Annotated in this window: 17 protein-coding genes; 8 read left to right on the plus strand and 9 right to left on the minus strand. The window is 72.3% G+C overall.

What is annotated here, in order from left to right; genetic code table 11:
* The first annotated feature begins 80 nt into the window (after positions 1–80).
* Both rph and rdgB read left to right on the plus strand, forming a co-directional pair.
* A complete protein-coding gene (gene rph / locus O7634_RS15450; protein WP_278150825.1) occupies positions 81–806 on the plus strand; it encodes a ribonuclease PH in 726 nt (241 codons plus the stop codon).
* Positions 803–1420: an RdgB/HAM1 family non-canonical purine NTP pyrophosphatase gene (rdgB, locus tag O7634_RS15455; protein ID WP_278150826.1), complete on the plus strand. Its 618-nt coding sequence runs from the start codon at positions 803–805 to the stop codon at positions 1418–1420. The genes rph and rdgB overlap by 4 nt, the downstream gene beginning before the upstream one ends.
* A gap of 21 nt (positions 1421–1441) precedes the next feature.
* On the opposite strand, the gene hutH is transcribed toward rdgB, so the two are convergent.
* From hutH to O7634_RS15495, 8 genes are all read right to left on the minus strand, one after another.
* Positions 1442–2980 (minus strand): histidine ammonia-lyase, encoded by a 1539-nt coding sequence (hutH, locus tag O7634_RS15460; RefSeq protein WP_278150827.1) that lies wholly within the window; start codon positions 2978–2980, stop codon positions 1442–1444.
* The gene (gene hutI, locus O7634_RS15465; RefSeq protein ID WP_278150828.1) at positions 2977–4161 is read right to left on the minus strand and encodes an imidazolonepropionase; all 1185 of its coding nucleotides are present in this window, start codon (positions 4159–4161) and stop codon (positions 2977–2979) included. The genes hutH and hutI overlap by 4 nt, the downstream gene beginning before the upstream one ends.
* Complete coding sequence (locus O7634_RS15470; RefSeq protein WP_278150829.1) at positions 4158–5525, minus strand: formimidoylglutamate deiminase; 1368 nt, start codon at positions 5523–5525, stop codon at positions 4158–4160. The genes hutI and O7634_RS15470 overlap by 4 nt, the downstream gene beginning before the upstream one ends.
* Positions 5516–6718, minus strand: coding sequence for an allantoate amidohydrolase (locus O7634_RS15475; RefSeq protein ID WP_278150830.1), 1203 nt, complete (start codon positions 6716–6718; stop codon positions 5516–5518). Before O7634_RS15475 ends, O7634_RS15470 begins: the two co-directional genes overlap by 10 nt.
* Complete coding sequence (gene hutU / locus O7634_RS15480) at positions 6715–8427, minus strand: urocanate hydratase (RefSeq protein ID WP_278150831.1); 1713 nt, start codon at positions 8425–8427, stop codon at positions 6715–6717. The genes O7634_RS15475 and hutU overlap by 4 nt, the downstream gene beginning before the upstream one ends.
* A 12-nt stretch (positions 8428–8439) precedes the next feature.
* On the minus strand, positions 8440–9264 hold the full coding sequence (locus tag O7634_RS15485) for a MurR/RpiR family transcriptional regulator (protein ID WP_278150832.1): 825 nt from the start codon (positions 9262–9264) through the stop codon (positions 8440–8442).
* Positions 9265–9333: 69 nt separating this feature from the next.
* The gene (locus O7634_RS15490; RefSeq protein ID WP_278150833.1) at positions 9334–10218 is read right to left on the minus strand and encodes a fructosamine kinase family protein; all 885 of its coding nucleotides are present in this window, start codon (positions 10216–10218) and stop codon (positions 9334–9336) included.
* Positions 10219–10272: 54 nt separating this feature from the next.
* Entirely contained in the window at positions 10273–11196 is a 924-nt protein-coding gene (locus O7634_RS15495; RefSeq protein WP_278153980.1) for an alpha/beta fold hydrolase, read from the minus strand.
* A 104-nt stretch (positions 11197–11300) separates the two neighbouring features.
* Here O7634_RS15495 and O7634_RS15500 point away from each other — a divergent pair, with 104 nt between their 5' ends.
* The 6 genes from O7634_RS15500 (at position 11301) to O7634_RS15525 (ending at position 19826) form a co-directional block, all read left to right on the plus strand.
* Positions 11301–12602, plus strand: a complete 1302-nt coding sequence (locus O7634_RS15500; protein ID WP_278150834.1) for a hypothetical protein — start codon at positions 11301–11303, stop codon at positions 12600–12602.
* A gap of 164 nt (positions 12603–12766) precedes the next feature.
* A complete protein-coding gene (locus O7634_RS15505) occupies positions 12767–13735 on the plus strand; it encodes a glycosyltransferase family 2 protein (protein WP_278150835.1) in 969 nt (322 codons plus the stop codon).
* A 65-nt stretch (positions 13736–13800) separates the two neighbouring features.
* Positions 13801–16431 carry an O-antigen ligase family protein gene (locus O7634_RS15510; RefSeq protein ID WP_278150836.1) on the plus strand — a complete coding sequence of 877 codons (2631 nt, stop codon included), beginning with the start codon at positions 13801–13803 and terminating at the stop codon, positions 16429–16431.
* A gap of 51 nt (positions 16432–16482) precedes the next feature.
* The gene (locus O7634_RS15515; protein WP_278150837.1) at positions 16483–17292 is read left to right on the plus strand and encodes a glycosyltransferase family 2 protein; all 810 of its coding nucleotides are present in this window, start codon (positions 16483–16485) and stop codon (positions 17290–17292) included.
* Positions 17289–18449, plus strand: a complete 1161-nt coding sequence (locus tag O7634_RS15520) for a glycosyltransferase (protein ID WP_278150838.1) — start codon at positions 17289–17291, stop codon at positions 18447–18449. The genes O7634_RS15515 and O7634_RS15520 overlap by 4 nt, the downstream gene beginning before the upstream one ends.
* 66 nt (positions 18450–18515) lie before the next feature.
* Positions 18516–19826 (plus strand): acyltransferase, encoded by a 1311-nt coding sequence (locus tag O7634_RS15525; protein ID WP_278150839.1) that lies wholly within the window; start codon positions 18516–18518, stop codon positions 19824–19826.
* 63 nt (positions 19827–19889) lie between these two features.
* On the opposite strand, the gene O7634_RS15530 is transcribed toward O7634_RS15525, so the two are convergent.
* Positions 19890–21320 (minus strand): sugar transferase, encoded by a 1431-nt coding sequence (locus O7634_RS15530; RefSeq protein ID WP_278150840.1) that lies wholly within the window; start codon positions 21318–21320, stop codon positions 19890–19892.
* Positions 21321–21352 lie beyond the last annotated feature (32 nt).

A 21352-nucleotide genomic window follows, 5' to 3' on the forward strand; every position in this document is an offset into this window, starting at 1 on the left:
GCCGGGGTCCGATGGGTGGCAGGCACGCCGGTCGGGACACCCCGGCGGAGGTGGATCGCCGCACCGCATAGGGTGCAGGCATGGCGCGACCTGACGGGCGAGGGCCCTCTCAACTCCGACCGGTGACCCTGACCCGGGGCTGGAGCACCCACCCGGAGGGGTCGGTGCTCGTCGAGTTCGGCGGCACGCGGGTGCTCTGCACGGCGAGCGTCACCGAGGGGGTGCCCCGCTGGCGCAAGGGGTCCGGGCTCGGTTGGGTGACCGCCGAGTACGCGATGCTGCCCCGGGCCACCAACACCCGCTCCGACCGGGAGAGCGTCAAGGGTCGGGTCGGTGGCCGCACCCACGAGATCTCCCGGCTGATCGGCCGCAGCCTGCGGGCCAGCATCGACCTCAAGGCGCTCGGCGAGAACTCGATTGTGCTCGACTGTGACGTGCTCCAGGCCGACGGCGGCACCCGCACGGCGGCGATCACCGGCGCGTACGTCGCGTTGCACGACGCGGTGGGGTGGCTGGCCGCCCGCAAGGCGTTGGCCGGCAAGCCGGAGAAGGTGATGCACCGTTCGGTGGCCGCGGTCAGCGTGGGCGTGATCGCCGGTGAGGCCCGCCTCGACCTCTGCTACGAGGAGGACGTCGCCGCCGAGGTCGACATGAACGTGGTGTGCACCGGCGCGGGCGACTTCGTCGAGGTGCAGGGCACCGGCGAGGCGGGCGTGTTCGCCCGGGACCAGCTCGACAGCCTGCTCGACCTGGCCGTCGCGGGTTGCACCGAATTGGCCGAAGCCCAGCGGAAGGCACTGGCATGAACAAGGTCCTGCTCGCCACCCGTAACCGCAAGAAGCTCGTGGAACTCCAGCGGATCCTGGACGGCGCGCTCGGCGCGCAGCGGATCGCCCTGCTCGGCCTCGACGACGTCGAGCAGTACGCGGAGCTGCCGGAGACCGGCCTGACCTTCGGCGAGAACGCGCTGATCAAGGCGCGGGAGGGTTGCCGGCAGAGCGGGCTGCCGGCCATCGCCGACGACTCCGGGCTCGCCGTGGACGCGCTCAACGGGATGCCGGGCGTGTTCAGCGCCCGCTGGGCCGGCCGGCACGGCGACGACAAGGCCAACCTCCAGTTGGTGCTGGACCAGATCTCCGACGTGCCGGACGGGCAGCGGGCGGCCTCGTTCGTCTGCACCGTGGCGCTGGTGCTGCCGGGCGGCAAGGAGCATCTCGTCGACGGCCGGCAGTCCGGGCGGGTGCTGCGCGCTCCGCGCGGCGACGGCGGGTTCGGCTACGACCCGATCTTCCTCGGCGACGGGCAGGACCGGACCAACGCCGAGCTCACCCCGGCGGAGAAGGACGCGATCAGCCACCGTGGCAAGGCGCTGCGGGAGCTGGCGAAGCTGGTCGCCAAGGTGCTGCCGCCGGCACCCTGAGCGACAGCGACCCGACCCGGGTCAGCCCAGCGGGCCGACCTCCCGTTCGATGGCGGCGCGCAACTGCGGCCCGGCGACGACGGCACGGGCCGCCTCCATGACCGGGGCGAGGAACACGTCCGGGCCCGGCTCACCGGCCGCCGCGCCGAGCGCGGCGACGGCGGCCCGGCCGGCGGGCGACGGCACCAGCGGGGCGCGTAGCTGGAGGCCGCGTACGCCGGCCAGCAGCTCCACGGCGAGCAGGCTGGTCAGGTTGTCCAGCACGGTGCGCAGCTTCTTGGCCGCCGCCCAGCCCATCGAGACGTGGTCCTCCTGCATGCCGCTGGTGGGCAGCGAATCCACCGAGGCGGGCGCGGCCAGTCGCCGGTTCTCGGCGACGATCCCGGCCGCCGTGTACTGGGCGATCATCAGCCCGGAGTTGACCCCGGCGTCGGGGGAGAGGAACGCCGGCAGGTCCCGCGACCTTGTGACGTCGAGCAGTCGGTCCACCCGCCGCTCGGCGATCGCGCCGACCTCGGCGGCGGCGATGGCGAGGAAGTCCGCGGCGAAGCCGAGCGGCGCGCCGTGGAAGTTGCCGGTCGACTCGACCCGGCCGTCCGGCAGCACCACCGGGTTGTCCACCACCGACACCAGCTCCCGGCCGGCGACGGTGCGGACGAAGTCCAGGGTGTCCCGGGCCGCGCCGGCCACCTGCGGCGCGCAGCGCATCGAGTACGCGTCCTGCACGGCGTGCGCCAGGTCGTCGCGGTGCGAGTCCATCACCGCCGAGTCCTGGAGCAGTCGGTGGATGTTCGCCGCCGACGCCGCCTGACCGGGGTGTGGCCGGATCGCGTGCAGCTCGGGTAGGAACGGCCGCTCCGAGCCGAGCATCGCCTCGATGGCCAGCGCCGCCGTCACGTCGGCCATGGCGAACAGGTGCGCCGCGTCGTGGATGGCCAGCAGCAGCATGCCCAGCATGCCGTCGGTGCCGTTGATCAGCGCCAGCCCCTCCTTGGCGGCCAGCTCGATCGGCTTGAGCCCGGCGGCGGTCAGCGCCTCGGACGCGTCCTGCCGCTCGCCGGCCGGACCGAGGACCCAGCCCTCCCCGAGCAGCGTCAGCGCGCAGTGCGCCAGCGGGGCCAGGTCGCCGGAGGCGCCCAGCGAGCCGTGCTCCGGCACCCACGGGGTGATGTCGTTGTTGAGCAGGTCGACGAGGGCCTCGGCGACCAGCGGGCGGACCCCGGAGCGGCCCAGGGCCAGGGAGCGGACCCGCAGCAGCATCATGGCCCGGACCACCTCGCGCGGCATCGGCGCGCCCACCCCGGCGGCGTGCGAGCGGATCAGCGCGTGTTGCAGCTCGGCCCGCCGCTGCGGCGCGACGAACGTGTTCGCCAACGCGCCGAACCCGGTGGAGACCCCGTAGACCGGACGGCCGGACGACTCGATGCCGTCCACGATGGCCCGGCTGGTCGCCATCGCCTCGATGGTCTCCGGGGCGAGGACGACAGTGGCGGTGCCGCGGGCCACCGCGAGCACGTCGTCGGCGGAGATCCCGGTGGGCTGGATGGTCACTGTCGTCATGGTGTTACTCCGTTGCGAATTACCTGGCGGATCAGGGGGACACCGGGCCGGTAGGCCAGGTGCAGATGGGACGGCGCGTCCAGCACGACCAGGTCGGCCCGCGCGCCCGGGGTGAGGACACCGATGTCGTCGCGACGCAGCGCCCGCGCGCCACCGGCGGTGGCGGCCCAGACCGCCTCCGCCGGGGTCATCCGCATCTCGCGGACCGCGAGGGCCACACAGAACGGCATCGACGAGGTGTACGACGAGCCGGGGTTGCAGTCCGTCGCCAGCGCCACCGTGACACCGGCGTCGAGCAGCCGCCGGGCGTCCGGGTACGGCGAGCGGGTGGAGAACTCCGCGCCGGGCAGCAGGGTCGCCACGGTGCGGGTCCCCGACCCGTCGCCGTGCGCCGTGTCGGCCAACGCGGTCACGTCCGCGTCGCTCAGGTGGGTGCAGTGGTCCACGCTCGCCGCGTCCAACTCCACCCCGAGTCGGACGCCGGGGCCGGGGCCGAGTTGGTTGGCGTGCAGCCGTACGCCCAGCCCGGCGGCCTGCCCGCAGGCCAGGATGGCGCGGGCGTGGTCCACGTCGAAGGCGCCCCGCTCACAGAACACGTCGATCCATTTCGCGTGCGGCGCGGCGGCGGCCAGCATCGGCCCGCAGACCAGACCGACGTAGTCGTCGGGGCGGTCGGCGTACTCGGCGGGCACCACGTGGGCACCCAGGAAGGTGGTCTCCGCGCTGGTCTCGGCGGCGATCCGGAGTGAGCGGGCCTCGTCGGCGACGGTCAGCCCGTACCCACTCTTGATCTCGATGGTCGTGGTGCCCTGGCGCAGCGCCTCCGCGTGCAGCCGGCGCACGGTGGCCCGTAGCTCGGCGTCGGTGGCTGCCCGGGTCGCGCCGACGGTGGTCCGGATGCCGCCACCGGTGTACGGCTCGCCGGCCATCCGGGCGGCGAACTCGGCGGCCCGGTCCCCGGCGAAGACCAGGTGGGCGTGGCTGTCCACGAAGCCGGGCAGCACGGCCGCCCCACCCGCGTCGACCCGCCGGTCGGCGGCCGGCGCGTACGCGGACGGCCCGACCCAGGCCACCCGGCCCTCCTCGACCAGCACCGCGGCGTCGCGGCGGATGCCCAGCGGGCCCTCCCCGGCGGCGTTGGTGACCAGCTCTCCGATGTTGTCGACAACCAGGCTGCTCACGCGGGCACCACCGCCGCGATGGCCGCCGACAACTCGGCCGGCACGTCGACGCTCAGGTGCCGGCCCTCGGACACCACCACCCGGCCGTCCACCACCACCTGCTCGACGTCCGCCGCGCCGGCCGCGAAGAACGCGCCGACCGGCGGCACGCCGGCGGTACGGGCGCTGTCCAGGCGTACCGTCACCAGGTCGGCGCGGGCGCCCACGGCGAGCCTCCCGGCGTCGGCCCAGCCCAGCGCGGCGTGCCCGGTGGCGCTCGCCGCCGTCAACAGGTCCGGTGGGGTGAAGTGGCCGCGCCGGCGGGTGCGCAGCCGCTCGTCCAGCTCCACCGCCCGGGCCTCCTCGAACAGGTCGATCACGGCGTGACTGTCGCTGCCGAGGCTCAGCGGGATGCCGGCCTCGGCCATCAGCCGTGCCGGGCCGATGCCGTCGGCGAGGTCCCGCTCGGTCGTCGGGCAGAGGCACACACCGGTCCGGCTGTCGCCCAGCAGGGACAGGTCCGCGCTGGTCGGATGGGTGGCGTGCACGGCCGTGGTGTCCGGCCCGAGGACGCCGTGCTCGGCGAGCAGCCCGGTGGGCGTGCGCCCGTGTACGGCCCGGCACTCGTCGTTCTCGGCGGGTTGCTCGGAGAGGTGCACGTGCAGCGGGGCCCGCCGCTGCCGGGCCCACCCGACGACCGTGTCCAACTGGTCGGCCGGCACCGCCCGCACCGAGTGCACCGCCGCGCCGACCCGGACGTGCGAGTCCGTCGGCTCGAAGGCGCCCATCCGCTGCGCCCAGCGGAGCGCGTCCCCGTCGCCGAACCGGCGCTGCGGGCCGGCGAGGGCCTGACCGTCGACTGTGGAGGTGAGATAACAGGTGTCCAGCACCGTGAGCCGGATCCCGGCGTGTGCGGCGGCCTCCACCAGCGCCGCGCCCATCGCGTTCGGGTCGTCGTACGCGCCGCCGTCGGGCCGGTGGTGCAGGTAGTGGAACTCACCCACGCAGGTGATCCCGGCGAGCGCCATCTCGGCGTAGACGGCGCGGGCCAGGGCGAGGTAGGTGTCCGGGTCGAGTCGGTCCGCGACGGCGTACATCTGGTCGCGCCAGGTCCAGAAGTCGCCCCGCCCGCCGTGGGTACGCCCGCGCAGCGCCCGGTGGAAGGCGTGCGAGTGCGCGTTGGCCAGTCCGGGCACCGTCAGTCCGGGCAGCCGGGTGGCGTCTCGCAGCACCTCGACCCCGGCGGCCGGAGCACCGGCCCCGACCAGCGGTGTGAGCGCGCTGATCCGGCCGCCGTCGACCTCGATCAGCACGTCGGGAGTGGGTTCGGCGTGTTCGGGCAGCCAGGCGTACTCCGCCAGCCAGCGCGTGGTGGTCACCGGCATGTCAGCTCCTCCAACACCCGGGCCAGCGCCCGTACCCCGGCGGCGCAGTCCTCGTCGGTGGCCGACTCGGCGGGGGAGTGCGACACCCCGGTCGGGTTGCGCACGAAGAGCATCGCGGTGGGCAGGTGCGCGGCGAGCACACCGGCGTCGTGCCCCGCGCCGGTGGGCAGCACCGGCGCGTCGAGCAGCGCGGCCAGCCTTCGGGCCAGGTCACCGTCGAAGGCGACCACTGGCGTGGTGGACTCCTCGGTGACTGTCACCGCCGTACCGTCGCGGCGGGCCCGCTCGGCGACCTTGCCGCGTACCGCCTCCACCAGCCCACTCAGCGTCTCCGGGTCGGCGGCCCGCGCGTCCAGCCAGCCGGTCACCTTCGACGGGATGGCGTTGGTCGCGTTCGGCTCCACGGCGACCCGGCCCACTGTGGCGTGCGCGTCGCGCAGCCGGGCCTCCTTGTTGGCCGCCAGCACCGTGAACGCGTACGTCAGCATGGGGTCGCGGCGGTCGCCCATCCGGGTGGTGCCGGCGTGGTTGCCCTCGCCGACCACGTCGAAGCGCCACCGGCCGTGCGGCCAGATCGCGCTGGCCACCGCGACCGGCGCGGCCGTGTCGACGAGGGCGCGGCCCTGCTCGACGTGCAACTCCACGAAGACGCCGAACCGGCCCAGCAGGTCCGGCCGGGCGCCCGCCGGCCGGTCACCGAGCGCCTCGGCGAAGCTCACCCCGGCCGCGTCGCGCAGGCCGGCCGCGCGGTCGACCGGCAGCGCCCCGGTGAGCAGCCGCGACCCCAGACACGGTACGCCGAAGCGCGCGCCCTCCTCCTCGACGAACGCGGCCACCACCAGCGGCCGGACCGGGGTGACCCCGGCCGCCCGCAGCTCGTCCACGGCGAGGAACGCGCTGACGATGCCGAGCGGCCCGTCGTACGCCCCGCCGTGCGGCACCGAGTCGAAGTGGCTGCCGGTGAGCACCGCGTCCGCGCCCTCCGGGTCACCCCAGTGGGCGAAGAGGTTGCCGTTGCCGTCCTCGCTCACCGGCAGGCCACGACGCTCGGCCTGCGCGCGGAACCAGGTGCGCAGCTGGAGTTCCGGCTCGGTCAACGCGTAGCGCAGGTAGCCGCCGCTGCCGGCGTCCCGCCCGATCAACGCGATCTCGTCCCACAGCGCCCGGAAGCGGCCGGGCAGGTCGTCGCTCACGCGGTCCCTCCGTCGTTCGCGACTGCCGGGCTCCGCTGCGCTGCGCTCCTCGCGCTCACGGGTCCCTCGGTCATGGGCACGCGGACCCCGGTGCGCGCGGCGACGTCCCGGGCGATGTCGTAACCGGCGTCGACGTGCCGGATGACGCCCATCGCCGGGTCGTTGGTGAGCACCCGCTCGATCTTCTGCCCGGCCAGGGCGGTCCCGTCGGCCACGCAGACCTGCCCGGCGTGGAGCGACCGGCCGATGCCCACCCCGCCGCCGTGGTGGATGGACACCCAGGACGCGCCGCTGGCGGTGTTGACCAAGGCGTTCAGCAGCGGCCAGTCGGCGATCGCGTCGGAGCCGTCGGCCATGCCCTCGGTCTCCCGGTACGGGCTGGCGACGCTGCCGGTGTCCAGGTGGTCCCGGCCGATCACCACCGGGGCGGAGAGTTCACCGGAGGCGACCATGTCGTTGAACCGCACGCCCGCCCGGTCCCGCTCGCCCTGGCCGAGCCAGCAGATCCGGGCCGGCAGGCCCTGGAAGGCGACCCGCTCACCGGCCAGCCTGATCCACCGGGCCAGCGACTCGTTCTCCGGGAACAGCTCCAGGATGGCCCGGTCGGTGGCGGCGATGTCGGCCGGGTCGCCGGAGAGCGCCGCCCACCGGAACGGGCCCCTGCCCTCGCAGAACAACGGCCTGATGTACGCCGGCACGAAACCCGGGAAGTCGAACGCCCGCTGGTAGCCGCCGAGCTGCGCCTCGCCCCGGATCGAGTTGCCGTAGTCGAACACCTCGGCACCGGCGTCGAGGAAGCCGACCATCGCCTCGACGTGCGTCGCCATCGACGCCCGGGCCCGGTCGGTGAACTCGGCCGGCTTCGCGGCGGCGTAGTCCCGGGCCTCGGCCAGCTCCACCCCCACCGGCAGGTACGCCAGCGGGTCGTGCGCGCTGGTCTGGTCGGTGACGATGTCGATGGCGACGCCCCGGCGCAGCAACTCCGGGAACACCTCGGCGGCGTTGCCGACCACGCCGACGCTCAGCGCCCGACGCTCCCGCTTCGCCGCGAGCACCCGCCCGACCGCGTCGTCCAGGGAGTCGGCGACCTCGTCCAGGTAGCGGTCGTGCACCCGCCGGTCGAGCCGGGTGCGGTCCACGTCCACGATCAGGCAGACGCCGTCGTTCATGGTGACGGCGAGCGGCTGTGCGCCACCCATCCCGCCGCAGCCGGCGGTCAACGTCAGGGTGCCGGCGAGGGTGCCGCCGAACCTCTTGGCGGCCACCGCGGCGAACGTCTCGTAGGTGCCCTGGAGGATGCCCTGGGTGCCGATGTAGATCCACGAGCCGGCCGTCATCTGCCCGTACATGGTCAGGCCGAGCTGTTCCAGGCGGCGGAACTCCGGCCAGGTCGCCCAGTCGCCCACCAGGTTCGAGTTGGCCAGCAGCACCCGGGGCGCCCACTCGTGGGTGCGCATCACGCCCACCGGCCGGCCCGACTGCACCAGCATCGTCTCGTCCTCGCGCAGGTCGGTGAGCGTGCGGACCAGCGCGTGGTACGACGGCCAGTCCCGCGCCGCCTTTCCGGTGCCGCCGTAGACCACCAGGTCGTCGGGGCGCTCGGCGACCTCCGGATCGAGGTTGTTCATCAACATCCGCAGCGCGGCCTCCTGCTGCCACCCGCGGGCGGTGAGCTGGCTGCCGCGCGCGGCGCGGACGGGCTGGGTCATCTCGTACTCCTCTCAGCCGAGGAACAACTGGCGACGGGCGGCCGACGACTCGAACGCCTCCAGACGGGTCTGCGTCTCCGCGGGGGAGGCGTCGCAGATCGCCTGGAGAACCACCATGGCCAGGGTCATCGGGGCGGTGTGCAGGTCGAAGACCAGATCGGTGCCGACAGCGGCGGGGAGCACCAGATCGGCGTGGTCGGTGGCGGGGCTGACCGGAGAGTCGGTGATCGCGACGACGGTCAGACCGGCGGCGCGCGCCTCGCGGAGCGCGTCCAGGGTCTCCCGCGGGTAGCGGGGCAGGACGAGGGCGAGCAGGGCGCTCGCGCCGGCGGCGGCGGCCTGCTCCAGGCGGTCGGTGAGCAGGCTGCCCCCGTCGTCGAGCACCCGCACGTCCGGGTGCACCTTGGCGGCGAAGTAGGCGAAGTAGGCGGCCAGCGGCGCGGCGGCACGCAGCCCGAGCACCGGCAGCGGACGACTGGCGGCCAGCAGCTTCCCGGCCTCGGCGATCCGGGTCCGGTCGGCGAGTTGCCCGGCCAGCCGGTCGAGGTTGTCCATCTCGGCCCGGACGGCCCGTTGAAGCTCGTTGCCGGAGTCGTCCGGCTCGGTCGCGGTGGCGGTCAGCTCCCGCAGGCGGCGGCGCAGCGCCGGGTAGCCGTCGTGCCCGAGGGCGATGGCGAACCGGGTCACCGAGGGCTGGCTGACCCCGGCCAGCTCGGCGACCTCGGCCGCCGACAGGTACGCCGCCGCTCCGGCGTGCTGCGCCAGGCAGTGCGCGATGCGGCGCTGGGTCGGTGTGAGGCGGACCCCCTGGACCAGGTTGAGCACCTCTTCATTCACGGCGTGAGCCTATGCATGAAACTATTCAGCACGCAAGGGTGGTCGTCGGCCCTGCTCCGGCCGCCTCGGTCAGCTCCTCGAACGGAACGGGGCCAGGGTGGCCCGGATCTGTTCGGCGGCGCCCCAGTCGTCGTCGAACTGGGCCAGCACCGCGAGATGCTGACGCAACTGGACGATCGGCATCCGGGCCGGCCAGTCGGCGTCGAGCGAGGTCAGCTCCGCGTACACCGAGAAGAAGCGTTCCGCCTCGGGCGGCGGCGCGGTGGTCCACACGTGGGCCAGATCGACGTCGGGCCACAGGTAGGACACCGCCGGGTCGATCAGCGCGGGCCGCCCGTCCGCTGTCGCCAACAGGTTCTGCGTCCACAGGTCGCCGTGCGTCAGGCAGGCCGGTCGGTCCGGTAGCAACTCCGGCAGCCGCCGGCACAGCCGCTCCAACGCCGCCCGGTCGCCCGCGTCCAACGCGGCCTCGACACGGGGCTCCCCGAGCCACCGGAGCAGCCGGTGCTCGGCGAAGAAGGCGAAGCCGTCGTCCGCCCAGGTGTTGATCTGCCGGCGACGACCCAGCCAGTTGTCGCGGTGCCAGCCGAAGCGCGGGTGGGTGGTGCCCAGGTGCAGGCGGGCGAGCGCGTGTGCGAACTCCTCCCAGAAGGTCTCGCCGGTCGGCCTCGGCCGCAGCACCGACAGGACCAGCACCTCCCGGTTCGCCAGCAGCACGTCGGGTGTCGCGACACCGCCGCGCTCCCGCAGGGCGGCCAGCCCGTCGGCCTCGGCGGCGAACACGTCGTCGTCCGGCATGTCGGCGAGGGCCTTGACGAACACCGGCGGGGCGTTCCGGCGGGTCGCGATGCCGGCGAGCGCCGCGAGACCACCCGTCGCCGGCCGCACCGCGACCACGTCGCGCATTCCGGAACGGCGCAGACAGTCGAGAAGAAAGGCCGACGACCCCGTCAATCAACTACTCCTGTCGTATCGCTGAGGCATTGTGCGGAACAGTTCGGGGAATCGTCAGGATCGGGGCGTGTTGCGGTAGAGGAAATCGGTGACGGCCGGCGGGAAGATCGCATTCAGCGTGGGCACGTGGCTGCCCTCTCTGATGTCCCACAGCTCGACCCGGCTGGCGTCGCGGCAGCCGGCGGAGTACGACGTCACCCCGGTCTCCGCGTCCGGCAGCCGGGGCTCGAGATCGAGGTGCGGCGCCGAGGTGTCCGCCTTCGCCGAGCAGCCGTTGATCCGTCGCCAGATGGCGAGCGTGGCGTCGACCGACGTGTACCGGTGGCCGTTTCTGGTGCCACCGCGGAACTTGATGGTCGCGTCGGCGGTGCCGTGGATCTCCAGCACGGTGACCGGCCGCTGCGGCGTGCAGAGCGCGCCGTCGTCGACGGCGCCGGCGAGTGAGACGACAGCGGTGATCCGCATCGAACGCTCACAGGCCATCCGGTAGGCCATGAAACCTCCGTTGGAGTGGCCGACCAGGTAGACCCGCCCGGTGTCGACCGAGTAGGTCGACTCGACAGTGTCCAAAAGACGTTCCAGGTACGCCACGTCGTCCACACCGCTGTCGTCGACGTCGCAGCAGGCTTCGGCCGCGTTCCAGAACCTCGACCCGTCGCGGTTCGTGGTGCCGTTCGGCATCGCGTAGAGGAAGCCACGACGATCGGACTCGGGGGTCAGGTTGAAGTACCGCTCCTGCTGCGCACCGCTGGAGCCGTAGCCGTGCAACAGCACGACGAGGGGGGACGGCTTCGCCCGGTCGTAGCCCACCGGCACGTGCAGGTCGAACGGGCGGTTGCCCACGGCGATGGACCCGGTGGTGCCCGGCGCCACCGGCGGGTGCCACGCCGCCGTCGGACCTGACTGGCCGGCGCCGCCGGAGGGTCCACACGCGACAACGAGCGGAAGCATGACTGCGGCGACCAGCCAGCGTCTCATCCTCACGGCAGCAATCTTGGCACCTGGCACGGCACCAGCGGGTGGCCCCCGGTCACCGTGCGCACGCTCGCTAGTATCCACACCGTCGCTCCGGGGAGGGTGGAATGCAGCCAGGCAGTCCGTTCCAGTTGCTCAAGACCCTGGGGTCGTGTCGGGAAGGCAAGGTGTGGTCGGCCGTCGATGCCCAGGGTCGGCCGCTGACGGTTGCCATTCTCGACCTCGATGTCGCCGCCGACCAGCAGTGGAGGACGTCTTTCGCGTCCATGGCGAACGCCCTGAGAGCGCGGGACGGCAGGCCGAGTTTCCTCCAGGCCGACTTCATGGCCCCGGCGCCGTGGGTCGCCTACGCCGCCGGCAGCGGCACCGAGGCCGAACAGATCTTCCTCGCCCTCGGTCTGAACTACCGCCCGGCCTCGGAGACCGAGCAGGGGCAGGCCGCTGACGCGGGCGCGACCGAGCCGCCCTGGGCGAAGCTGGCCGGCAGCGACAATGCCCAGGGGATGCCCGGCGCGACGTCGGCCGATGTCGTCGACGGGCCCGCGCAGGACCACCGCCCCACCTCGGGCGCGGGCGCTCCGGGGTTGACGCAGCAGCGGCCCGTCTCGGTTCCGCCAGCCTCCCCGGTGTCCGTTCCGCCGGCTGAGCCGAGTTCGTCGCCGTTCGGGGGTTCGTACTCGACCAGCTACCCGGCGCTGCGGTCGACAGTGCGGAAACCGCCCCGGCGTACCGGGCTGTGGGTCGGCATCGCGGTCGCTGTCGTCGTCGCGCTCGGCGTGGTCGTCGGCTTATTCGTGTGGCAGCCGGGCGACAAGCCATCGACGCCGACCGGGCTTAGTCCCTCTCCCTCCGCGTCCGTGTCCAGCAGTCCCGAGCCGGTCGCCTTCCCCACCGGCGCACCCCGCAAGCCGGGCGTCGAACCGCCGAAGCCCGGCTCCTGGCCCACCGAACCGCAGTTCGCCGACACCGACCGGACCAGGGCGGAGAGCCCTCCCGGCCTCGGCTTCACGCTGAAGGTGCCGGAATCCTGGGCCTGTGACGCGCGTCAGCGCGGCCCCGGATTCGCCCGTTACCTGTGTGGCATCTCGCGTCCGGGCGTGCCGGAGGTGGGCGGGGAGATCATCGTCCGCAACTGCCCGAAGCCCTGCGGCGACGAGGTGCAGGCGGCGTACCGGAGGGCTGAGGAGGCGTGGGGCCTGCAGTGGGTCCAGGCCGGCAACGCGACCTTCGCCGAGGCGCCGCAGGCCGGTGGGGCGGACCGGTACGGGCTGGTGGTGGTCGGTTGGTGGCGGAGCACCCCGGACGGCGTGATCGACCGTCAGGTCGTCATCCGGATGACCGCGACCGGGGCGCAGGTGAGCGAGGTGCGCAAAGTGGCCAACGGCATTAGGGCAACGCTGTCCTTCTGATGCCCATTGGCGGTGATTCCGCCGGCATAAATGGTGCGGTCGAGGGGGCGTCGCCCCCGCCTGGCCCTCGGTAATATATGGTCCCCGCGTTCACTCGGCTGCGAGTCGAGCGCGATGCGATTCTCCACGCGAAATTGGTATGAAAGGGTCGGGTGCATCCCACAGTGCCGACGCGATCCGCGACGTGGCGTCCCACAGTCAGCGTCGTTATCCCCTCAGTCGGCAAGCCAGGGCTCCGCCGAGCGGTCGAATCCGTGCTCGCCCAGACGCACCCCGTCACCGAGGTGCACGTGGTGCTCAACTCGGAGACCGAGGTCGACCTCCCGACCGATCCACGCGTCCGGCTGGTGCGCTACCTCGAGCGCCGCAACGGAAACGCCGCCCGCATGGCCGGTGTCCGCAGGTGCACCGGTGACCTGGTCGCCTTCCTCGACGACGATGACCTCTGGCATCCGACGAAGATCGAGCGTCAGGTGCGGGACATCGCCGAGGCGGGCCTCGCCGACTCGTCGACGTGGATCTCGTCGACGAAGGTCGTGGTGGACTTCGCGCACGGCTCCGAGACCTGGCCCCGCGCCCCGTACGACCCCGACCGCAGCCTGGAGAACAACCTGTTGCAGCGGCACCGGGTGCAGCGCGGGCAGGCCTTCCTTCCGTCCTCCACGCTCCTGTTTCCCCGGTCGCTGCCGCTGACCGTGCCGCTGGACGAGGAGCTGAGCCTGCACCAGGACCTGACCTGGCTCCTCCAGCTCTCCCGTACCGTGCCCGGCCTGGCCGTGCGCCAGGTTGACGAGGCGCTCACCAGGTACGACGCGATCGGCGACGGCATCTCGCGCTCCATCTCGTTGGACCGCGAGCTGGACTGGGCCCGCGAGTACCTCGGCTCGGCCACCCCGAGGGACCGGGGTGACTACTACCTGGGGTCGGTCATGACGTACGCCCGCCGCCAGGGCAGCGTCGGCGGGATGGTCGGCGTCTTCTCGGAGGGTCTGCGGGTCGGGCGACCGGGCGCGGCAGCCGTTGGCTACGCCTGCGGAGCGATGGCTGCCGGAGTCGTGAAGGCCGTGGCAGCGGGCGTGCGGCAGCCCCGCCGCCGCGGCGACGAGACCGGTCCGGGCGCGGACGTACGGTAGTGGATCGGACGGTATCCGAGGGTGCTGGCTCGTCGGCCACAGCCGACGCTCGTACCGACTGGCCGGTGGCCCTGAGCGCCGCCGTCCTGGTGACCTGTCTCGCCCTGCTGCCCAAGTCCTTCGGGCAGGGTGAGGCGCCGTGGCACGTCGGCATCGCGCTACCCGTGTTCGCGCCCTCGACGTGGTTGGCCGCGCTCGTCGCGGCCACCGTCGTGCTGCTGGTTCGGCACCGGCGGCGGCTGCGCTGGGTGGCCGCCCTGATGTCCGGGGCCGGCGCCCTGGCGCTGTACATCGGCATCGGTAGCGCCATGCGCGGCAGCATCTCCACCCGCGAGTTGGTCGGCGCGGTGCAATACCTCTCCGCCCCGGTCGCGTACGTGGTGGGATGTCTGTTCGTCGGGCACCGGTCCGCCCTCGCGGCGCTGCGAGTGACCTCGGTCGTCGTCATCGTCGCCCAGTTCGGGTGCGCGGCTCTCCAACGGCTCGGCGTGCCACTCAACCCGATGGGCACCGTCGAGGCGGCCCGTCTTCTCGGTGACCGGACCAACGGAACACTGAACCACCCGGTCAACCTCGCGAAGGCCATCGTCCTGGTTCTCGCCCTCTACTACATCACCAACGGTCCGGCTGCCCGCCTCGGCCGGTTCCGCCTTCCGCCGGTGGTCGGGCGCTACGGAATCCCCGGCGCCGCGCTCGCGACGACCGCTCTGACCGGCAGCCGGACCGGCCTGCTGGCGGTTCTCATGCTGATCGTGGTCGGCGAGTTGATGCTGCGGCGGTTGGGCACGACCGAGGCCCGCGCGGGGCGCGGGAGTCGACAGACCCTCATCGGGATCATCCTGCTGGGCGTCGCCGTGCTCGCGGTGGCGCCGGTGTTCATCGTCCGGATGATCGCCGACCCGTCCGGTGGCTCGCGGGGTCAGATCATGTCCAGCGCGCTGCAGTTCATGGCCAACCGGCCGTGGTGGGGCATCGGCCCCAACAACTACGTGGAGGTCGTCGGTCGGATCGATCCGATCGTGTCGGCAGGGGTGCCGGTGCACAACGGCGTTCTGCTGGCCGCCGTCGAGTTGGGCGTGCTGGGCGCCGTCATCCTGCTCACACCGGTGTCGGCCCTGGCCGTGCTGAGCGTGTGGAAGGGGGTTTTCTGGCCGACCCTGATCCCGGCGTTCTGTCTCACCTTCACGGTGGCCTACTTCGGAATCGTGGCCACCACGTACGGCGTCATGGCGGAGTCCATGTTGCCGCTGTGGTTCCTCGTCGTGGGGGTGGCGACGATGGTGCTGGTGCAGGACCATGAGCGCCCACGACGCGGGGCCGGCGCCCCGGCGTCCGGAGGTAACCCGAGCGCGGACGGCCCAGGCGGCATCGCCGGCCGAGGCGAGGACCGGCGCGGTAGCCAGGCCACCGTGGTCGTTCCGGCGCAGGCGGGTTCGTCCCGGCGTGGCACGCTGGGCGGCGTGCTGGGCGGGGCCTCGGCGCTGGCCGCCTCCCGGATCGTCGGCAGCGGACTGCAGGCCGTCGCGATGGTCCTGTTGGCGCGTTATGTGGACCCGCGAGGCTTCGGCGCCTTCGGCGGCTACTTCGGGGCGGTGGCCTTCCTGACCGTCGTCGCGGACGCGGGCGTGTCGACGGCTCTGCTGCGGTGGCGGGCGCTCGGGCGCGACGCCGCCGTCCGCGCGGGTCTTCGCCTGAACGTCCTCACCACGATCGGCGGACTGGTCGTCGCCGCGGCGTTGGGCTTCGGTCTCACCGCCGGCACCATGGCGCCGTGGGTCGCCGTGCTCCTCGCCGCCGGCTGGATGCTGGACAAGAACGTCGAGACGATGTTGTCGCTCGCGATCGCCGACGGCCGGATGGGGCAGGCGGTCGCCTCGATCCTGGGCCGGAAGGTCATGCAGGTCGCGATCTTCGTGGTCGCCGTCGAGATGGGTGGCGAACCCTTCGCGGCGCTCGCGTACGGCCTGGTGGTGGCGTCGGTCCTGGCGCTGGTCCACGTTCGTCTGGTGGTCCGGGTCTCCGGGGCGGCGGCCTCCGGCGACGTGTGGCGGGCGCTGGTGGACGCGCGGGCCTATCTGGTCAGCAACGTGTCCGCCCAGGCCCGGGTGCTGGACGCGACGGTGGTGTCCCTGGTCGTGCCCGGTCTGGGCGCGGGCCTCTATGCCGCCGCGTCCCGGATCTTCTCACCGTTCGTGTCGATCCCGTCGGCGCTCAGCGCGGTGCTGGTGCCGCACGCCGCGACCGCGCGCGGTGGCGAGGCCCGGCGACTCTTCTGGCGCACGAACCTGGTCGTGGTGCTCGTCGTCGGCGCGATCAGCGCTGTCGGAATGGCGGCGTCGCCCTGGCTGGCCGAGCTGTTGTTCGGCGAGACCTACGCGAAGGCCGGCGTCGTCATCGCCGTGCTGCTCGCCGGGGTGCCCTCGTTCTGCGCGAGTTCCCCCTGCGGCGCGGTGCTCCAGGGCGTGGGGCGGGGGGCGTTGGTCGCGAAGATCGGCGTGGTGAGCGCCGTTGCCCTGCTCGGCACGGTGGCCGCTGGCGCGGCGCTGTTCGGGGCTGTCGGCGCGGCCGCGGCGGTCTCCCTGAGTTACCTCTTCAAGCACGCGGCGCTGCTCGTCGTGGGTGACGCCGTGTTGCGGAGCGACCGGGCCGTGCCGGTCGTGCCGAACACGGCCCGGCCCTCGCCGTCGGCGGCGTGACCCGACGACCCCCTCAGGATCGAGTCAAGTGTGAAAACGATAGCCATCGTTGTGTCCTACAATTCCGCCGTCGACCTGCCGATGAGCTTGGGCAGCCTGGCTGAGCTGCCGGTCGCCGACGTCGTGGTGGTGGACAACGGGTCCTCCGACGACAGCGTCGAGGTGGCGAGGCGGTACACCCCACACGTCGTCGAGTCGTCCAATGTGGGCTTCGGTAAGGCCATCAACGCCGCGGTGCGGCAGTTCCCGGACGCCGAGGCGTACCTCCTGCTGAACCCGGACGCCGCGCTCGCGCCCGACGCGTACGCGGAACTGGCGCGGACGCTGCGCGACGACGCCAGGATAGGCGTGGTCGCCCCGCAGATGCGCTATGCCGATGGCGAGCCCGGCATCTCCTCGGGGCCGGACGTCAGCCTGGCCAAGGAGTGGCTGGCCGCGTTGCGGGTCGACCATCTGGTGCCCGACCGGGTGAAGCAGGGGCTCGCCAACTCGCAGCTGCTCCGCAGCCGACTCTCCATGCTGGACTACCTCGACAAGACCGGCTCGGCGGCGGCCACTGACGTCGCCTGGGTGTCCGGGTTCTGCATGCTGGTCCGCGGTGACGCGTTCCGCGACATCGACGGATTCGACGACTCCTTCTTCCTCTACTTCGAGGATGTCGACTTCTGCAAACGCCTGCGCGCTGCCGATTGGCGCGTCGTGTCGGTCGGCACCGCGTCGGCGACACATCGGGAGAGCACGAGCACCGGCGCGGTTGGCAAGAACCGCCTGTACCGCTCGGGCCTGGTCACCTACGTCGACAAGTACGGCTCCGCCATGGACAAGTTCTCGGCCCGCGCCCTCAGGAGACTACCGCTGTGAAGATCCTTTTCGTCGCACCCTGGATTCCCTCCAAGATCCGCCCACGGAGCCTGGCTCTGCTCCACATCCTCGCCCGGGACCACCAGATCCGGTTCCTCGGCCTCACCAGCTCGGACGAGGAGGTGCGGCAGGCCGCGGAGCTACCCGTCGAGTCCACAGTGCTGGTGCCCCGTAACCGGGTGGCCTCGATGATCCGCTGCGCCACCGCGCTGCCGACCGGAACCTCCCTACAGCAGGCCTACGCCGACGTGCCCGAGATGTCGGCAGCGCTCGCCAGGGAGCTTCAACAGTGGCGGCCGGACGTCGTCCACCTCAACGTCTTCCGTACGGCACACCTGGTGGAGCGCTGCGCGCCGGTGCCGGTGATCGTGGACCTCGACGAGTTCCGCAGCGAGTACTACAGCCAGCTCGCAGAGACCGCCGGTCCGAAGTGGAAGCTGGTCGGCAAGATCGAGGCACCCCGGATGCAGGCGCGTGAGGACACGCTGGTGTCGCGTAACGTGCCCCTGATGGTGTCGGCCCCCTTCGCCCCGGGCGAGGAGCGGCCCAACACGTACGTCGTCCGCAGCCCGTACGACCACCCGGACAGCGCCGCGCCGCGTGCCACGGAGCCGCGGGTGCTGTTCGTGGGTCGGCTCACCTACGAGGCGAACGTCGACGGGCTGCTGTGGTTCCTGAAGAACTGCTGGTCCGAGGTGACGAAGCGGGTCCCGAAAGCCGTCCTCGACATCGTCGGAACGGAGCCGCCCGCCTCGGTGCAGGCGTTCCGGGGCAGCAACGTCGAGATCCACGCGAACGTCCCGGACGTCACCCCCTACTACCCGCGGGCCGCGGCGGCCATCGTCCCGGTCTGGCGCGGCACCGGCGTGCAGATGAAGCTCATCCAGGCGCTGGCGGCGGGCGTTCCCACGGTGACCACTCCGGAGGTTGCCCGTCGCGCTGATGTGCGGCACGATCACGAGGTCGTGGTGGGTGCGGACGCGCAGGCGTGGGTGACCGAGCTGAGCAGCGTGCTCACCGATCAGGCCAGGGGCCAGCGGTTGGCTGCCGCCGGGAAGCGGTGGGCACTGGACTTCCACAGCTCGAACGCCGTGCGGGAGCAGCTCGCCACGGCGTACGCGGCGGTGTGGCCGGGTGCCGAGCAGTCCCGTCGGTAACCCCCACAACCCGCACCTCGGGTGTTCGTCGCGGACTGTCGGGCCGCTCTAACGAGTGAGGTAACCATGGAGTCTCACGGTGCCGCCCGGCGTGGCGGGCACGACCGCCTCGTCGTGCTCGACGGTCTGCGCCTGTTCGCCGCGCTCATGGTCGTCGTCTACCACCTCCTGCACGGCGAGGGCGTGCGCGACGACGCCTGGGGCGCTCCGGCCGGCCAGCTCTTTCCCGGGCTGGCCGGCGTGGCGGCGTACGGCTGGCTCGGGGTGGAGTTGTTCTTCCTGATCAGCGGCTTCGTCATCTGCATGAGCAGTTGGGGCCGCACGGTGGGGGAGTTCGCCGTCGCGCGGGTGGTGCGGCTCTATCCCGCGTACTGGTTCGCCGTCGTGGCGACCACCGCGGTGCTCGTGCTGTTCCCGGTCTTCGCCACGCACCGGGACTGGACCCACGTCCTGGTCAACATGACCATGCTGCAGTCGCTGATGGGCGTACCCGACGTCGAGCAGGCCTACTGGACGCTCTCCGTGGAGCTGCTCTTCTACGTGTTGTTCGCGCTGGTGGTGGTGGTCCGCGGGGTCACCGTCCGTCGCGTTGTCGCGTTCTGCGCGCTCTGGACGCTGGCATCGCTGGCCGCGCCGTGGATGAACAACTCGATGATCCTCATGCTCCTCGGACGCGGCTACGCGCAGTACTTCATCGCCGGCATCGCCTTCTACCTGATGTACCGGTTCGGAGCGACCGTTCTGCTCTGGGCCATCGTCGGGTGCTCGTGGATCATCGCGGTGTCCCGCATGTGGTCGGAGATCGAGACGTACGAGACGAGCACGTTCATGCCCGCGGCGGCCTGCGTCACCGTCTTCTTCGTCCTCATGGCGCTCATCGCGAACCACAAGTCCGACCGCGTCCGGTGGCGGTGGCTGACCACCGCCGGCGCCCTGACCTATCCGCTGTACCTGCTGCACGCGCAGATCGGCCTGACCGTCATCACCGCGGCCCGGCCGCACCTCCCCGCGTGGGTGTTGCTGGGGGCGACGATCGTCGGGCTGCTGCTGCTGGCGTACCTCGTGCACCGGCTGGTCGAACGTCCGGCCGCACGCCGGCTGCGCGCCGCCCTCCTCCGCTCGCTCGACAACATGCGCGCCGCCGACGCCGCGACTGCCGCGCCCGCGCCCGCGACTCCCGCGCCCGCGACTGCCGCGCCCGCGCCCGCGACTCCCGCGTCCGCGCCCACCGTCGCGCCCACCGCGCCCGCGCCGCGGGCTGCCGAGCAGCCGCCGTCGCCCGCCACCGACCCGGCCAGCGCCGACACGGTGGTGCTGGACGCCGAAGCGGTACGGCAGTCGCGGCGGCGCGGCTCCGAGACCCGGACGTTCACCTGACGGACGTCGGGCGGGAGCGCGACGCTCCCGCCCGAGAGAGACCTGTGCGTGCGTGGCCGCCGGTCAGCGACCGCCGGCGCGGAACACCTCCGCCACCGTACGGAGGACGACCTTGACGTCGAGCCAGAGCGACCAGTTCTCGATGTAGTAGTTGTCGAACCTCGCCCGGTCGGAGATCGGCGTGTCGCCACGGAGGCCACTGACCTGCGCGAGCCCGGTGAGCCCGACGGGCACCCGGTGGCGCATCGCGTAGTTCGGGTACTCCGCGGAGAACTTCTCCACGAAGTGTGGCCGTTCCGGCCGTGGCCCGACGATGCTCATCTCGCCACGCATGATGTTCCAGAGTTGGGGCAGCTCGTCCAGCGACGTACGGCGCATGAACCGCCCGATCGGCCCGACCCGCGAGTCGTGGGCGATGGACCAGTTGGTCTGCGACTCCTGCTCGTCGACCGGGCGCATCGACCTGAACTTGATGACCTTGAACGGCTTGCCGTAGCGGCCGATCCGTTCCTGGTAGAAGAAGATGCCCGGCCCGCCGTCGATGAAGGTCGCTATCGCGCAGAGCAGCAGCACGGGACTCAACAGGATCAGTGCCACGCTGGCGACGAAGACGTCGGAGGCGCGCTTGATGGCCCAGCGCGGACCGGACAGGGTGGTGTCGCCGATCTTGGCGATCGGGATGGCGCCGATGTGGTCGGGATATCCCGCCTGGGACCGCGATCCCCACAGGCGCGGCACGACCCAGAGGTCGCAGCGCGCGGTGTTCGGCTGCAGCAGGGCGGCGATCAGGGTGGACTCCGTGCAGTCCGGGTCGGCGATGACCAGGACGTCGCAGTTCAGCAGCCGGACCAACTGCTCGACGTTGTCCAGGGTGCCCAGCAACGGAACCGCTCCGGAGTCCTGGCGGGACGGTGCGTCGACGCAGCCAACGAAGCGCAGGCCGTACTGCGGGTAGCGCCGCAGCAGCCGAGCCAACTCGACACCGATCGGACCGCTTCCGATGATGATGGCGTTGTGCTCGACCCACCGGCGCCGCCGCGCGACGATGGTGAACTTCCGGCTGAGCGCGCGACCCGCGATCACCAGGACGGCCGAGAGGGCGACCCCGCGCATGAAGCTGGTGACGTACTCCACCGAGGCGTGGCGTTCGGCCGCGATGATGGCCACCACGGCGGCCGAGGCCAGCAACCGTCCACAGAGGATTGGCAGCTCGTCCAGGATGCTGATGTGGCGGCGGGCCCGGTAGAGCCCGCCCGCCGCGAAGATCGCCACCGTGAGGACGGCGTGGGCGAGGATGCCCCGCCAGTAGTCGTGGGTCACCAGAAGTGGCGCCAGCAGCGCGATGACGTCGATGGGAGCCGTCATCATCCACGCCCGCAGGAACCGGGTGCCGGTCGAGGCCCGGGAGCTGGCGTAGGGGAGCACCGCCGTGGTGTCGATGCCGGGAACCGCTGGCGTGGCGGCCGCCGGATCGGGCCGTTCGACGCGGGGCATCGCGCCGACGGTCGGCGCGTCGCTCGGTGCCT

This window comes from Micromonospora sp. WMMD1120 (genome assembly GCF_029626235.1).
Classification (GTDB): Bacteria; Actinomycetota; Actinomycetes; order Mycobacteriales; family Micromonosporaceae; genus Micromonospora.